13 protein-coding genes are annotated in these 13,674 nt (G+C 63.0%); 11 read left to right on the top strand and 2 right to left on the bottom strand.

Features of this window, described 5'->3' with window-relative positions; all coding sequences use genetic code 11:
* Positions 1 to 8 precede the first annotated feature (8 nt).
* Together J3456_RS11370 and J3456_RS11365 are read left to right on the top strand one after the other, a co-directional pair.
* Positions 9 to 170, top strand: coding sequence for a hypothetical protein (locus J3456_RS11370; protein WP_165935563.1), 162 nt, complete (start codon positions 9 to 11; stop codon positions 168 to 170).
* Positions 171 to 173: 3 nt separating this feature from the next.
* Positions 174 to 1,133 carry a 2-hydroxyacid dehydrogenase gene (locus J3456_RS11365; RefSeq protein ID WP_349580354.1) on the top strand — a complete coding sequence of 320 codons (960 nt, stop codon included), beginning with the start codon at positions 174 to 176 and terminating at the stop codon, positions 1,131 to 1,133.
* 13 nt (positions 1,134 to 1,146) lie between these two features.
* Here the strand turns inward: J3456_RS11365 and J3456_RS11360 are convergent, their stop codons facing one another.
* Together J3456_RS11360 and J3456_RS11355 are read right to left on the bottom strand one after the other, a co-directional pair.
* Positions 1,147 to 2,082: a DMT family transporter gene (locus J3456_RS11360; RefSeq protein WP_349580353.1), complete on the bottom strand. Its 936-nt coding sequence runs from the start codon at positions 2,080 to 2,082 to the stop codon at positions 1,147 to 1,149.
* Between the two features lie 10 nt (positions 2,083 to 2,092).
* Entirely contained in the window at positions 2,093 to 2,614 is a 522-nt protein-coding gene (locus J3456_RS11355) for a TetR/AcrR family transcriptional regulator (protein WP_349580352.1), read from the bottom strand.
* A gap of 73 nt (positions 2,615 to 2,687) precedes the next feature.
* On the opposite strand from J3456_RS11355, the gene J3456_RS11350 reads away from it, so the two are divergent.
* The 9 genes from J3456_RS11350 (at position 2,688) to J3456_RS11310 (ending at position 13,667) form a co-directional block, all read left to right on the top strand.
* Positions 2,688 to 3,758 carry an alcohol dehydrogenase family protein gene (locus tag J3456_RS11350; protein ID WP_349580351.1) on the top strand — a complete coding sequence of 357 codons (1,071 nt, stop codon included), beginning with the start codon at positions 2,688 to 2,690 and terminating at the stop codon, positions 3,756 to 3,758.
* Positions 3,759 to 3,957: 199 nt separating this feature from the next.
* A complete protein-coding gene (locus J3456_RS11345) occupies positions 3,958 to 5,085 on the top strand; it encodes an ROK family transcriptional regulator (protein ID WP_349580443.1) in 1,128 nt (375 codons plus the stop codon).
* A gap of 3 nt (positions 5,086 to 5,088) precedes the next feature.
* Positions 5,089 to 6,015: a carbohydrate kinase family protein gene (locus J3456_RS11340; RefSeq protein ID WP_349580350.1), complete on the top strand. Its 927-nt coding sequence runs from the start codon at positions 5,089 to 5,091 to the stop codon at positions 6,013 to 6,015.
* A gap of 149 nt (positions 6,016 to 6,164) precedes the next feature.
* The gene (gene zwf / locus J3456_RS11335) at positions 6,165 to 7,628 is read left to right on the top strand and encodes a glucose-6-phosphate dehydrogenase (RefSeq protein ID WP_349580349.1); all 1,464 of its coding nucleotides are present in this window, start codon (positions 6,165 to 6,167) and stop codon (positions 7,626 to 7,628) included.
* The gene (edd, locus tag J3456_RS11330) at positions 7,625 to 9,433 is read left to right on the top strand and encodes a phosphogluconate dehydratase (protein WP_349580348.1); all 1,809 of its coding nucleotides are present in this window, start codon (positions 7,625 to 7,627) and stop codon (positions 9,431 to 9,433) included. The genes zwf and edd overlap by 4 nt, the downstream gene beginning before the upstream one ends.
* 3 nt (positions 9,434 to 9,436) lie before the next feature.
* Positions 9,437 to 10,090: a bifunctional 4-hydroxy-2-oxoglutarate aldolase/2-dehydro-3-deoxy-phosphogluconate aldolase gene (eda, locus tag J3456_RS11325; protein WP_349580347.1), complete on the top strand. Its 654-nt coding sequence runs from the start codon at positions 9,437 to 9,439 to the stop codon at positions 10,088 to 10,090.
* Between the two features lie 140 nt (positions 10,091 to 10,230).
* Entirely contained in the window at positions 10,231 to 11,262 is a 1,032-nt protein-coding gene (locus J3456_RS11320; RefSeq protein ID WP_349580346.1) for a LacI family DNA-binding transcriptional regulator, read from the top strand.
* Positions 11,263 to 11,377: 115 nt separating this feature from the next.
* Complete coding sequence (locus J3456_RS11315; protein WP_349580345.1) at positions 11,378 to 12,682, top strand: ABC transporter substrate-binding protein; 1,305 nt, start codon at positions 11,378 to 11,380, stop codon at positions 12,680 to 12,682.
* A 118-nt stretch (positions 12,683 to 12,800) separates the two neighbouring features.
* On the top strand, positions 12,801 to 13,667 hold the full coding sequence (locus tag J3456_RS11310; protein WP_349580344.1) for a carbohydrate ABC transporter permease: 867 nt from the start codon (positions 12,801 to 12,803) through the stop codon (positions 13,665 to 13,667).
* Positions 13,668 to 13,674: the final 7 nt, after the last annotated feature.

Below are 13,674 nucleotides of genomic sequence, written 5' to 3'. Positions count from 1 at the left end.
ATTGAAACATGAACCGCTTACTTGCTCTTTTCGCCTTCGCCGCGATTGCGATCTTTCTGCTGATCCTCGCGGTTGAGGTGCCCAGCATTGATCTGATCATCATTGTCGCGGTGACGCTGGCCTTTGTGGCCTATGATTTCTTCACCTCCAGTCGGAAGGATCGGGACTGACCCATGGGCAAGCCTGTCATCTGGATCACCCGGCAGCTTTCTGACGCCACGCTCAACCGGGCGCGGCGTGACTATGAGGTGATCTGGGATCCGGCTGACGCACCCGGCAGCGCCGAGGATATCATTGCGATGAGCGCGCGGGTGGATGGGATGATCCCCTGTCACTCCGAGCATTTCAGCGCGGAGGTCGTGGCCCAGCTTGACCCCCGGCTCAAGATCATCGCCAACCATTCCGTCGGCGTGGATCACTGCGATCTGCCCAGCCTCAAGGAGCGGGGGATCGTGGTGACGAACACGCCCGGCGTTCTGTCGGATGCTACGGCGGAATTGGCGCTGGTGCTGATGCTGGGGGCCGCGCGGCATGCGGTGGCGGGTGATCGGCTGGTGCGCAGCGGGCAGTGGCAGTCGTGGTCACCCGCGATGCTGGTGGGCAAGCAGCTTTCCGGTGCGCGGCTTGGGATCATCGGTATGGGCGGCGTGGGCCGCGCCTTTGCCCGCAAGGCGCGCGGGCTGGATATGGAGATTCATTACCACAACCGCCGACAACTGGACCTGGAGGAGGAGGCGGGCGCGACCTATCACGCCGAGTTGGATGATCTGCTGGCGGTGTCAGACTTCCTGTCGCTGCACTGCCCGGCCACGCCCGAAACCGTGGGTCTTTTGAATGCAGCGCGGCTGGAGCGTCTGCCCAAGGGCTGCGTGATCGTGAACACCGCGCGTGGCAATCTGGTGGATGAAGCGGCACTGCTTGGGGCGCTGACCTCGGGCCATGTCGGCGCGGCGGGGCTGGATTGTTTCGTGACTGAGCCGGGCGGCAACCCGGCCTTTGCTGCGCATGACAACGTGATGATGATGCCGCATGTGGGCAGCGCCACCGTGGCCACCCGCGATGCGATGGGTTTCAAGGCGCTGGACAACCTCGATCACTTTTTCCGGGGAGAGACACCGCCGGATCAGCTGTAGCGGCGGCGGCCCGTCAAACGACGCCGGGAGGCTGCGCAGCCACGCCGCGGCGCAGCCGTGATGGCAAGGGCAGGGTGATGATGGCAAGACAGCCAATCACCAGCGCCACGCCGATCCAGCCAAGCGGGGGGAGGCGTTCGCCCACGATGACCACGGCGAGCACCGCGGCGACGACCGGCTCGAACAGGGTGATCACGGTGGCCATGCTTGCCTCCACCCGGGCAAGGCCGTAGCCAAAGGCGATATAGCCCAAAAACATCGGCACAGCGGCCATATAAAGCCCCACGGCCGCGTTGGTCCATGACGCCAGAAAAGCCCCGCCCGAGATCAGAAGCACCGGCATCAGCAGCAGTCCACCCAGCCCGAAGGTCGCCCCCATGGCCACGGTAGAGCCGGTGCCTTGCAGCATCATCTTGCGCGCGCTCCACGAATAAAGCGCGTAGGTGAAGCCCCCGATCAGGCCCAGCAAGACGCCCAAGGGAACCGATGGCGCGCGCAGCGTCTCCCCATGGGCGGCGTTTTCGGCCAAGCAGATCAGCCCCATGCCGATCAGCCCCACCGCCGCGCCAAGGGACCAGCGCAGGGTCAGGCGGCGGCGGTCCAGCAAGTATTCGATCAGGGCCGAGAGCAGCGGCGCAGAGCCGATGGTGATGACCGTGCCCACCGTCACCCCCGCCAGCCGCATCGCGCCGTAAAAGGCCAGCGGATAGACCGCCACCGCCACTGCGCCGATGACCAGCAGACGGCGCTGCTGCCAGAGCCGCGCACGCTGGTTCAGGATGCCCCGCCCGGCCCAAAGGGCCTGCGCGATCCCGCCCAGACCCATGGCCGCAGCACCGATGGCGGCGGCGCTCACGTCGGGGGCAAAGGTGGCGGCGGTGCCGGTGGTGCCCCAGACGACGGCCGCGAAAAGGATGGCAATCACGCCCCAGCGGTGACCCTGCATCATGCGAGCGTCCTTAGCATACTTCGGCCATCGCCCGCGCCAAACGCTGCGCGGCGGTCACGGCCTCCGCCCCCCGAAGCGGCCAAGTCTGCGTGAGCCCTTCGATGATGAGCAAGAGCGCCGTCTCGGCTCCCGCCAGATTGGTGGCCGCGGCGGCCTTGGCCGCGACCTCGGCCTTATGCCGCGTCAGCAGGGCGCGCAGGCTATCGCTGCCGGGGTCGGCGGCGACGGCGGCATGAAACAGGCAGCCGTGAGAGGTTTCCGTTTCCATCCACTGCCCGACACGCGCCAAGATCGCCTCCAGCGCGTCGGTGGGTGCCTTCGGTAGATCGTCGAAAACCAGCGCGAGGTAGCGCCGTTGGCGGTTTTCCAGTGCCGCCAGCACCATCTCAGCACGGGACGGGGTGTATTTATAAAGCGTGCGCAGGCTTACCCCCGCCGCATCGCGCAGGTCTTCGACGCTGGGTTCGGCGAAACCGCGGGCGGCAAAGGCACGCTCAAGCCCGGCGGCGATTTTGCTTTGGGTATCTGTCATGCTTGACGATGTAGAGGGATCCCTCTACCTACGCAAGTAGAGTAATCATTCTACACCCGAAGGAGCCGAAGCTATGACCCTACCAGAGACGATGAAAGCCATGCTGCTGACCGGCCACGGCGGCTTGGACAAGCTGGAGTGGCGCGAAGACGTTGCGGTGCCAAAGCCCGCAGCCGGGGAGGTTTTGATCCGCGTCAGCGCGGCGGCGGTGAACAACACGGATGTGAACACCCGCACCGGCTGGTATTCCAAAGCGGTGCGGGGCGACACCGGATCGGCGGCGAGCGAGGGCTACGACGGCGCGTCGGACGCCGATGGCGGCTGGTCGGGTGCCTTGAGCTTTCCGCGCATCCAAGGCGCCGATTGCTGCGGAGAGATCGTGGCCGTGGGCGAGGGCGTCGATGCGGGGCGGATTGGCGAGCGGGTTCTGCTCCGGCCCATGTATAGGCCTGCGGGTGCGGGGCCGGATGATTTGGTCACCTTCGGATCGGAGCGGGATGGCGGCTTTGCTGAGTATACCACCGCCGAGACCGGCAACGCGCTGCGGATCGACAGCGCGCTCACGGACCTCGAACTGGCCTCCTTTCCCTGCGCCTTTTCGACTGCCGAAGGGATGATCCAGCGCGCGGCATTGGGGGCGGAGCGTGTGTTGATCACCGGCGCCTCTGGCGGCGTCGGCTCGGCTGCGGTGCAACTGGCCAAACGGCGCGGGGCGCATGTCACGGCGGTGACCAGCCCCGGCAAGATGGAGGCGCTGAAGACGCTCGGCGCGGATGAGACGCTCGACCGTGATGCGGCGCTGCCGGAGGATGCCTTTGACGTGGTGCTCGACCTTGTTGGCGAGGCGCGTTGGCCCAAGCTGCTTGATGCTCTGGTGACGCGCGGGCGCTATGTGACCTCGGGCGCGATTGCCGGGCCGATCGTCGAATTGGACCTACGCACGCTCTACCTCAAAGATCTGACCCTCATGGGCAGCACGCGGCAGGAACCGAGCGTTTTTGCCGACCTTGTGGGGTATATCGAACGCGGAGAAATCCGGCCTGTCGTCGCGGAAAGCTATGCGCTGCAAGACCTTAAAAAGGCGCAGGAAGCCTTTCTTGAGAAATCCCACATGGGGAAGATCGGCATCACGGTGGCCGGTTAAGCGCGAAAATGGGCCGCTTGCCACAGGGGCAGGCGGCTCTTCCTTGCCAATAAGTAAATTAGATTGATTTAATCGTTGACTCACCCCCTCCCATTTGGGATTTGTCCTTCGAGACGCCGCATGAACCGGAGGGGAGGCCAGTTTGCAGCAGCTACAGACATTCGCCGACCGGACCGCGCGCGGCTCGAACCAGAGCGGGATGCGGGCCTATAACGAACGGCTCGTCCTGTCGCTTATCCGGCGCAGCGGCCCTACGTCCAAGGCTGAGATTGCTCGGCTCACCGGCCTGTCGGCGCAGACTGTATCCGTCATTATGCGCGCCCTCGAAGCGGATGGGCTGCTGAAAAAAGGCGCGCGGGTGCGGGGCCGGGTGGGGCAGCCTTCGGTGCCGATCAGCCTAAACGCGGAGGGGGCCTTCTTTCTGGGGCTAAAGGTCGGGCGGCGCAGTGTCGCGTTGATCCTGACCGACTTCGAAGGCCAAGTGACGCGCCGCAGCGGCGAGGTCTATGCCCATCCCACCCCCGCTGCGGTCATGGAATTTGCGCGACGCGCTTTGCAAGACACGCTCGCTTCTTTGACCGCTGACCAGCAGGCGCGGGTGGCGGGGCTGGGGGTCGCCCTGCCGTTCGGCATGTGGGAATGGGAGGTCGCCGGCGGCGATCTGAGCGCCTGGCAGGACTTTGATATCGAAGCCGATTTGGCGGAGGTGGTCGATCTTCCGATCTCCATTTGCAATGATACTTCCGCCGCCTGCGGGGCGGAACTGGTCTTTGGCGCGCAGGACAAACCGCGCGATTTTCTGTATTTCTACATCGGCTATTTCGTGGGCGGTGGGCTGGTGCTGGATAGCAAGCTCTACACCGGCAAAAGCGGCAATGCGGGGGCGCTCGGCTCCATGCCGCTGGTCGGCGGTGCGGCGCGGCAATTGGTCGATGTGGCGTCTTTGGCGGTCTTGGAGGCGGCGTTGCAGAAGGCCGGAGAGACCCGCCGCGCCCCGTGGAGCGATCTGGCGGCTTGGGATCTTTCCGCCGACATTCTGGACCCATGGCTCAACACCACCGCCGAGGCGCTGGCGCAGGCGATCCGCGCCGCAACATGCTTGATCGATTTTGACACGGTGATGATCGACGGATCATTTCCTGAGACAATTCGCGCGGATGTAGTGGCACGCACCCGCCGCCATCTTGCCGCCCAGCCCCTGCCGGGCGTCACCCTTCCGGCCCTGCGCGAAGGCACCGTTGGCAGCGACGCCCGCGCGCTTGGCGCGGCAAGCCTGCCGCTTTCGGACCGTTTCCTCGTCGACCGCGACGCATTTTTGAAAGGCTGACAGATGATCCTTTGCTGCGGAGAAGCCCTGATCGATATGATCCCAACCCCAACTACCGCAGGCCCCGACGGCTTTGTGCCCCATGCGGGCGGAGCGGTGTTTAACACGGCCATCGCCTTGGGGCGGCTCGGGGCGCAGGTGGGGATGCTGTCGGGCCTGTCGTCTGACATGTTCGGGCGGCAGTTGGTCGATGGGCTGAAAGCCAGCCATGTGGATGTCTCGCATCTGGTGGTGTCCGACCGTCCGACGACGCTGGCCTTTGTTCGGCTGGTCGGTGGCCATGCGACCTATGATTTCTATGACGAAAACTCGGCCGGGCGCATGATCACGCCGGGGGATATGCCCGCGCTCTCGGCTGAAGTCTCGGCGCTGTATTTTGGCGGGATCAGCTTGGCCTGTGAGCCGGGCGCGGATGCCTATGCAGATCTGCTGGCGCGCAACGCCGAAGGCCGCGCGGTGATGATCGACCCCAACATCCGCCCCAGTTTCATCAAGGATATCGAGCGTTACCGTCAAAGGCTCGACCGGATGCTGGCGCTGTCGGACATCGTGAAGGTATCGGATGAGGATCTGAACTGGATCAACCCGGCGCCCCTGTCGCTGCGCGATAAGGTGGCCGAGTTGTTGGCCAAGGGGCCGTCGGTTGTCATCCTGACCCGTGGGGGCGAGGGGGCAATGGGCTATCTGGCCAATGGTGAAGAGGTGCAAGTGCCCGCCGTGAAAGCCGAAATCGTCGATACGGTGGGGGCGGGCGATACGTTTAACGCAGGCGTTTTGGCGAAGATGTCTGAGCTGGGGCAGCTCCATAAATCCGCGCTCGACACCCTTTCGCCCGAGGTGTTGACCGAGGCGCTGGCCTATGGCGCGCGCGTCGCCGCCGTGACCGTTTCGCGCGCCGGGGCGAACGCACCTTGGGTAGAGGAAATATGAAATGTTGAAGAACCGGCTATCTTTTTCGCTCAGATATGTTAGCGCTACCAGTGATCGCTCGAAGGAGGGCTCAGGAGGGAAGGCGATGGCTTTGAGCAATCGAAAACATGGCGCCGCTGCGCATCAACGCAGGCAGGAGGGCTGACGCCATGGTATCGCGCGTAATTCCCGTTGACCCTTTCGACCTTGTCATTTTCGGCGCGACCGGCGACCTCGCCCGGCGCAAGATCCTGCCCGGTCTGTTTCACCGTTTCACCGTCGGCCAGATGCCCGAGGGCGCACGGATCGTGGGTGCGGCCCGCTCCGAGCTTGATGCCGATGCTTTCCGCAAGATGATCCGCGACAGCCTTTTGGAGTTTGCCCCGAAGCTGGCGCAAGAGAGCGCCGCCTTGGAGCAGTTCCTTGCCATGGTGCATTACATGCGTGTGGATGCGGCGGGCGATGCGGGCTGGTCGGGGCTGAAAGACCTGATGCGCGACGATGTTGTGCGGGCCTTCTATCTCTCGGTCTCGCCGTCGCTATTCGGCACGATCGGCGGCAAGCTGCATGACCACGGCATCGCCACCCGCGACAGCCGGATCGTCGTCGAAAAGCCCTTTGGCCATGATCTGGCAACCGCGCAGGCGCTGAACGCCGATCTGCGGGCCAATTTCGATGAGAGCCAGATTTACCGCATCGACCATTACCTCGGCAAAGAGACGGTGCAGAACCTTATGGCGCTGCGTTTCGCCAATGCCCTGTGGGAGCCGCTGTGGAATTCCACCCATATCGACCATGTGCAAATCACCGTTTCCGAAAGCCTCGGCGTTGAAGGGCGGGGCGAGTATTACGATAAATCGGGCGCCATGCGCGACATGGTGCAAAACCACCTGATGCAGCTGTTGTGTCTAACGGCGATGGAGCCGCCTTCGCGTTTTGACCCCAACGCGGTGCGCGATGAGAAGGTGAAGGTGATCGAGGCGTTGGAGCCGGTCGCCCCGAAGGACATCGCCCGCGGCCAATACCGCGCCGCACAGGGCGAGGGCAGCTACCGCGATCATGCGGGCGATCCCGACAGCCGCACTGAAAGCTTCATCGCCATGAAGGTCAAAATTGCCAACTGGCGGTGGGCGGGCACGCCATTCTACCTGCGTACGGGCAAAAAGCTGCGCGGGCGCAGTTCCGAAATCGCGGTGATCTTCCGCGACCCGCCGCATATGATCTTCCCGGCGATGGAGGGCCATAAAGGCAACGCTTTGATCATCCGCCTGCAGCCGGACGAAGGCATCACCCTGCGCAACACCATCAAAGACCCCGGTCCCGGCGGCATGCGCTTGGCCGAAGTGTCGCTCGATATGACCTTTGCTGATGCCTTGGGCGAACAGGGCACTCCGCAAGACGCCTATGAACGGCTGATCATGGATGTGATCCGTGGCGATCAGACCCTCTTTATGCGTGGTGATGAGGTCGAAGCCGCTTGGGCTTGGGCCGACCCGATCATTCACGGCTGGGAAGAGACCCGGCAACCTCCGTACCCCTATGACCCCGGCAGCTCAGGCCCCGAAGAGGCGCTGATGCTGATGCACCGCGACGGCCGCCGCTGGCGCGAGATCACAAGAAAGGACGACCAATGACCCTGCATTCCACGATTGACCGCGTCACCGACCGTATCATCGCCCGCAGTGAGGCGACCCGGCGCCCCTACCTCGACCGGATGGAAGCCGCCCGCGCCAAGGGACCGGCCCGCGCGCATCTGTCCTGTAGCGGGCAGGCCCATGCCTATGCCGCGTCTGGCGAAGACAAGGATCGGCTGGCGACCACCAGTGCAGGCAACCTTGGCATTGTGACGACCTATAATGACATGCTCTCGGCGCATCAGCCGTTTGAGCGCTACCCCGATCTGATCCGCGAGGCCGTGCGCGCGGCTGGCGGCACGGCGCAGGTGGCGGGCGGGGTGCCTGCCATGTGTGACGGGGTGACCCAAGGCGAGGCGGGGATGGAACTGTCGCTGTTTTCGCGCGATGTGATCGCCCTGGCGGCGTCGGTGGCACTCAGCCACAACACATTCGACGCGGCTGTCTTTCTTGGGGTCTGCGACAAGATCGTGCCGGGGCTGGTGATCGCGGCGCAGGCCTTTGGGCATCTGCCTGCCGTCTTCCTGCCCGCCGGGCCGATGGAAAGCGGGCTGTCGAATGACGAAAAAGCCAAGGTGCGCCAGCAGTTCGCCGCGGGCGAAGTTGGGCGCGACGCGCTGATGGCCGCCGAAATGGCCGCCTATCACGGGCCGGGCACCTGCACCTTTTACGGCACCGCCAACACCAACCAGATGTTGATGGAGTTCATGGGGCTGCACCTGCCGGGGGCCAGTTTCGTGCCGCCGAGCGGATTGCTGCGCGATGCGCTGACCCAAGAGGGCGCGAAACGGGCGTTGGCGCTCAGCGCTCTGGGCAATGATTACACGCCAGTGGCCTCGGTTCTGGACGAAAAGGCTTTTGTGAATGGGATCGTCGGGCTCAATGCCACGGGGGGGTCGACCAATCTGCTGATCCACCTCATCGCCATGGCGCGGGCTGGGGGGATCATTCTGGATTGGGAGGATTTCTCGGAAATCTCCGACATCACGCCGCTGCTGGCACGGGTCTATCCCAACGGTCTGGCAGACGTGAACCATTTCCACGCGGCGGGCGGCTTGGGCTATATGATCGGCGAATTGCTGAAATCTGGCCATCTGCACCCTGACACCCATACCGTCGCCGGGCAGGGGTTGGAGCATTATACGTCTGAGCCGAAGCTAAAGGCCGACGGTCTGGTTTGGGAAAAGGGCGCAGGCGAAAGCCTCAACGAGAAGATCCTCCGCCCTGCCAGCGATCCCTTCCAATCGACGGGCGGGCTGCGGCGCATGGCCGGGTCTTTGGGCACGGCCTGTATGAAAGTCTCTGCCGTCGCACCCGAGCACCATATCATCGAAGCCCCGGCGCGGGTCTTTGCGGATCAGAATGAGGTGAAGGCAGCGTTTAAAGCGGGCGAGTTGACCGACGACGTGATTGTCGTCGTCCGTTTCCAAGGGCCAAAGGCCAATGGCATGCCTGAGTTGCACAGCCTGACGCCGCTTCTGTCGATCCTTCAGGGGCGCGGTCAGAAGGTGGCGCTGGTCACCGATGGGCGCATGTCTGGCGCATCGGGAAAGGTGCCCGCGGCGATCCACGTCAGCCCCGAAGCGGTCGATGGCGGCCCCATCGCGCGGGTGCGGGATGGTGATCTGTTGCGCGTTGACGCGGTGGCAGGCACGCTTGATGTTCTGACCGAGGGCTTCGACGCGCGCCCCAATGTCACGGCGGACCTTTCGGCCTATCACGCCGGCACGGGGCGCGAGCTTTTTGCCATGTTCCGTAACACTGTCGGGTCTGCCACCACCGGCGCGACCATTTTTGGAGGCTGATCCATGACCCTCACTGCGAAAGACGCGAGCCGTCGCACCCGCGACATCTGCGCACTGGCCCCGATCGTGCCCGTATTGGTGATCGACGACGCGGCCCATGCCCGTGCGCTTGCCGAGGCGTTGGTTGCCGGAGGGTTGCCCGCCTTAGAGGTCACCCTGCGCACGCCTGCCGCACTCGACGCGATTGCGGCCATGGCCGAAGTCACGGGCGGCCATGTGGGGGCGGGCACGCTGATCACCCCCGAAGACGTGCGCGCGGCGAAACGGGCAGGGGCGACCTTTGGCGTCTCGCCCGGTGCCACAGATGCGCTGATCGCCGCCTGCGAGGAAGAAGACCTGCCGCTGCTACCCGGTGCCGCCACGGCGAGCGAGGCGATGCGGCTGTTGGAACGTGGCTATGACATGCTGAAATTCTTCCCCGCCGAAGCCTCTGGCGGGGCACCTGCGGTCAAAGCCATCGGCGCACCGCTACCGCAGATCACCTTTTGCCCGACCGGCGGCGTCAGCCCCGACAATGTGGAAAGCTACCTGAGCCTGCCCAATGTGCTTTGCGCGGGCGGCAGTTGGGTGGCCCCGAAAAAGCTGATCGACGCGCAAGACTGGGCGGGGATCGAAGCGCTGGCACATGCAGCAGCGCAATCGGGAAAGGCGGGCTAATCCCCTAAAGGCTGGTGGCAGTTTGGCTTTGGCGGCGGCCATGGAAAGCCTGCGGCCATCAAACCCTTGCTGGCCAAGCGAACTTATCTCTATATTGACTTTAGTTTACGCGCGCAGCGTTACGTCAAGGGAGGGTTAAGATGGGGCAGCAAAAAATCCGCAATATGGAGGAGTTTGCTGCTGTAAGTGGCATTTCCCGGCCCACGCTGTCGAAATACTTTAACGATCCCGACAGCGTGCGGCGCTCGACCCGCGAGAAGATTGAAGCGGCGCTGAGCCAGTATGACTATCGCCCCAATGTCTATGCGGTGAACCAAAACCGTCGCAAAACCCGCAACATCGGCGTTGTCGTGCCCAACCTCTCCGACCCGTTCTTTTCCGAGATCGGGCGCGAGGTGGAACTGGCCTGTCTGGCGGCGGGGTATAGTCCGATCTTGCTCAGCTCGCACGGCAATCCGGCGCAGGAGCGGGCCAATCTTGACTCGCTTCGGGCGCTGAAACCTGCGGGCGTGCTTTTGGCGCCCTTCGGCAAAGCCTCGGACCGGGAGGCGATCGCGCGCTTTTGCCGGGACGTGCCCGTCGTGACCTTTGACGCCAATGTCGAAGGGGTCTGTGAGGCTTTCGTGGGTACCGACAATTTTCAAAGCGTCGAGTTAATTGTCGAATATCTGTGCCGCAGCGGAGAGCCGCCCTGCTTTTTCGAAATGAAGACACCCAGCAACCCGAACGCCAACAAGCGCCGCCAAGCCTATCTTGAGGCAATGGAGCGGCACGGCTTTGCCCCGCATATCCATCAGGTGCCGGGCGAGGGCTGGAATTTTGAAGAGATCGGCGCGACCGAGGGCGGGCGGCTGATTTCGGCAGGGGCGTTTGAGACCGATACGGTGCTCTGCTCGAATGACCGTTTGGCTATCGGGATGCTGTCGGCGGCCTATGAGTTGGGGCTGCGGGTGGGCCATGGCAAGGACTGCGCCATGCGGATCGCGGGGCAGGATGACCACCCGTTCTCGCGCTACACCTGCCCGCCGTTGACCACCATCGCGCAGGATTACGGCGCCATCGCGAATCGGGCGGCCAGCACGCTGTTCCGCATTATCGAAAGCGAAACCCGCCTGACCGAGCGCGAGGAGACGCTGTTTGACGGCAAATTGGTGATGCGCGCCTCTGCTTAAGCTATTGAGTTCGCAAGTTGCTCAGAAAATAGTTATCGCGCGTAAAATTTAATTTGACTGCGCGTTATGTAGGCCGTTAGTCTCGTTCCATCATCTATAGAGGGAGGAACTATTGATGTTCTCGAATAAATCATTGCACGCTGCGACGGCCCTATCCCTGATCATGGGCGGCGGCGCTTTTGCTGAAACGATCACCATCGCCACCGTGAACAACGGCGACATGATCCGGATGCAGGGCTACACCGACAAATTCACCGAAGAGACCGGCCACGAAGTGGAGTGGGTCACGTTGGAAGAGAACGTGCTGCGCCAGCGCGTCACCACCGACATCTCGACCAAGGGCGGCTCTTTCGACATCATGACCATCGGCATGTACGAGACGCCGATCTGGGGTGCGAACGGCTGGCTGGTGCCGCTGGACAACCTCAGCGAAGACTATGACGCAGACGATATCCTGCCCGCCATGGCCGGTGGTCTGAGCCACGACGGCACGCTTTACGCGGCACCTTTCTACGGCGAAAGCTCCATGATCATGTACCGCACTGATCTGATGGAAAAAGCCGGCATGGAAATGCCGAAAGACCCGACATGGGAATTCATCCGCGAAGCCGCCGCCGCCATGACCGATCGTGAAAACGACATCAACGGCATCTGCCTGCGCGGCAAGGCCGGTTGGGGCGAGGGCGGCGCACTGATCACGGCGATGTCCAACTCCTTTGGCGCACGCTGGTTTGATGAGGACTGGAACGCCCAGTTCGACACCGAGGCTTGGGCCAACACGATCAACTTCTACAAAGACCTGATGGATGAAAGCGGCCCGGCGGGCTATGCCTCCAATGGCTTCAACGAGAACCTCTCGCTCTTCCAGCAGGGCAAATGCGGCATGTGGATCGACGCCACCGTGGCGGCGTCCTTCGTGACCAACCCCGACGATTCCACCGTGGCCGACAAGGTTGGTTTTGCGCTGGCACCGGACACAGGTCTTGGCAAACGTTCCAACTGGCTCTGGGCATGGGCGCTGGCGATCCCGGCGGGCACTCAGAAAGAAGATGCCGCGAAAGAGTTCATCGAATGGGCCACCTCGAAGGACTATATCGAGCTGGTTGCCGAAAACGAAGGCTGGGCCAACGTTCCTCCCGGCGCGCGCAAGTCGCTCTATGAGAACCCCGAGTACCAGAAAGTGCCCTTCGCACAGATGACGCTCGACTCGATCCTCTCGGCTGATCCTGAGAACTCCACCGTCGATCCGACGCCTTACGTCGGTGTTCAGTTCGCCGCGATCCCAGAGTTTGCAGGCATCGCGACCGACGTGAGCCAAGAGTTCTCTGCCGCCTATGCCGGTCAGCAGACCGTCGAAGAGGCACTTGAGAAGGCACAAGCCCTGACCAACGACGCAATGGAAGCCGCCGGCTACCGCTAAGCCGCCGCTTCATCGGCACAAAGGGCGGCGGCCACCGCCGCCCTTTTTCGCCCCACCACAAAATATGATACCCTTCACCTAAACGCGGCATCCGCCGCCAGCAGAGGAGATGTGCCCGATGGCTACCCAACATTCCCGATCAGCGGCACGCCTGATGATGGCCCCTGCGGTGGTCTTGCTCCTTGGATGGATGCTCATCCCGCTGACCATGACGCTCTATTTTTCCTTCAAGAAATACCTGCCGATGCGCGGCGGTGATCTGGGCTGGGTGGGGTTCGACAACTACGTGCGTTTCGTCACCTCGAGCGCCTTCTGGCCCTCGGTGATGACCACCCTGATTATCGTCGGCGGTGTGCTGGCGATCACGGTGGGCTTGGGCATCTTGCTCGCCATCCTTTTGAACCAGCCGATGTGGGGGCAGGGCTTTGTCCGCATCCTCGTCATCGCGCCCTTCTTTGTCATGCCAACCGTTTCGGCGCTGGTGTGGAAGAACATGTTTATGGACCCGAACTATGGTCTCTTCGCGCATCTGTGGGAGTTCTTCGGCGCGACCCCGGTGCAATGGATGAGCCAAGCCTCGCTGACGTCAATCATCATCATCGTATCATGGCAGTGGCTGCCCTTTGCGACGCTGATCCTGCTCACCGCGATCCAGTCGCTCGACCGCGAGCAGCTTGACGCTGCTGAGATGGACGGCGCCCCCGCAAGCAAACGTTTCGCCTTTATCACCCTGCCGCACCTGGGCCGCGCGATCACCGTGGTGATCTTGATCCAGACGATCTTTCTCTTGTCGATCTTTGCGGAGATATTCGTGACCACGGGCGGTGCCTTTGGGACCAAAACACTGACCTATCTCATCTTCCAGCGGGTGCTGGAAAGCCAGAACATCGGCCTTGGATCGGCAGGCGGTGTCTATGCAATCATTCTCGCCAATATCGTTGCCATCTTCCTGATGCGCATCGTCGGCAAGAACCTGGACGCCTGAGGAGGAG

It is taken from the genome of Sulfitobacter sp. NFXS29 (assembly GCF_040148765.1).
GTDB lineage: Bacteria > Pseudomonadota > Alphaproteobacteria > Rhodobacterales > Rhodobacteraceae > Sulfitobacter.
Note: the sequence above shows the minus strand (reverse complement) of the source record. Positions and strands in the feature narration are given on the sequence as shown.

Excerpts from the sequence above, each read along its gene's own strand:
- J3456_RS11340 (WP_349580350.1), top strand. The coding sequence starts at position 5,089 with ATGATCCTTTGCTGCGGAGAAGCCCTGATCGATATGATCCCAACCCCA.
- J3456_RS11360 (WP_349580353.1), bottom strand. The coding sequence starts at position 2,082 with ATGATGCAGGGTCACCGCTGGGGCGTGATTGCCATCCTTTTCGCGGCC.
- J3456_RS11355 (WP_349580352.1), bottom strand. The coding sequence starts at position 2,614 with ATGACAGATACCCAAAGCAAAATCGCCGCCGGGCTTGAGCGTGCCTTT.
- J3456_RS11320 (WP_349580346.1), top strand. The coding sequence starts at position 10,231 with ATGGGGCAGCAAAAAATCCGCAATATGGAGGAGTTTGCTGCTGTAAGT.
- J3456_RS11345 (WP_349580443.1), top strand. The coding sequence starts at position 3,958 with ATGCGGGCCTATAACGAACGGCTCGTCCTGTCGCTTATCCGGCGCAGC.
- eda (WP_349580347.1), top strand. The coding sequence starts at position 9,437 with ATGACCCTCACTGCGAAAGACGCGAGCCGTCGCACCCGCGACATCTGC.
- edd (WP_349580348.1), top strand. The coding sequence starts at position 7,625 with ATGACCCTGCATTCCACGATTGACCGCGTCACCGACCGTATCATCGCC.
- J3456_RS11365 (WP_349580354.1), top strand. The coding sequence starts at position 174 with ATGGGCAAGCCTGTCATCTGGATCACCCGGCAGCTTTCTGACGCCACG.
- zwf (WP_349580349.1), top strand. The coding sequence starts at position 6,165 with ATGGTATCGCGCGTAATTCCCGTTGACCCTTTCGACCTTGTCATTTTC.
- J3456_RS11350 (WP_349580351.1), top strand. The coding sequence starts at position 2,688 with ATGACCCTACCAGAGACGATGAAAGCCATGCTGCTGACCGGCCACGGC.
- J3456_RS11315 (WP_349580345.1), top strand. The coding sequence starts at position 11,378 with ATGTTCTCGAATAAATCATTGCACGCTGCGACGGCCCTATCCCTGATC.
- J3456_RS11310 (WP_349580344.1), top strand. The coding sequence starts at position 12,801 with ATGGCTACCCAACATTCCCGATCAGCGGCACGCCTGATGATGGCCCCT.
- J3456_RS11370 (WP_165935563.1), top strand. The coding sequence starts at position 9 with ATGAACCGCTTACTTGCTCTTTTCGCCTTCGCCGCGATTGCGATCTTT.